Origin of the sequence: Mesorhizobium sp. M8A.F.Ca.ET.202.01.1.1, from assembly GCF_004791595.1 — a bacterium.
Lineage (GTDB): Bacteria > Pseudomonadota > Alphaproteobacteria > Rhizobiales > Rhizobiaceae > Mesorhizobium.
On sequence record NZ_SRUN01000098.1, the window covers coordinates 1 to 384 of the forward strand.

Annotated in this window: 1 pseudogene; it reads left to right on the forward strand. The window is 36.5% G+C overall.

The annotated features are described in order from the left end of the window. A pseudogene (locus EN845_RS34005) lies at positions 1-384 on the forward strand (DNA-directed RNA polymerase subunit beta'); the annotation flags it as partial.

Below are 384 nucleotides of genomic sequence, written 5' to 3' on the forward strand. Positions count from 1 at the left end.
CGTGAAAGAATGGGACACATTGAATTAGCTGCGCCAGTTTCACATATTTGGTACTTCAAAGGTATTCCAAGCCGCATGGGACTATTACTAGACATGTCACCAAGAGCATTAGAAGAAGTGATTTACTTTGCTTCTTATGTTGTTGTTAATCCAGGACCAACTGGTTTAGAGAAAAAGACATTACTATCTGAAGCAGAATTCAGAGAGTACTATGATAAATTCCCTGGTCAATTTACAGCTAAAATGGGTGCTGAAGGTATCAAAGAATTATTAGATGAAATTGATTTGGATACAGAATTAAAAGAATTACGTGATGAGTTAGAGTCTGCAACAGGACAAAGACTTACACGTGCGATTAAACGTTTAGAAGTAGTTGAATCATTC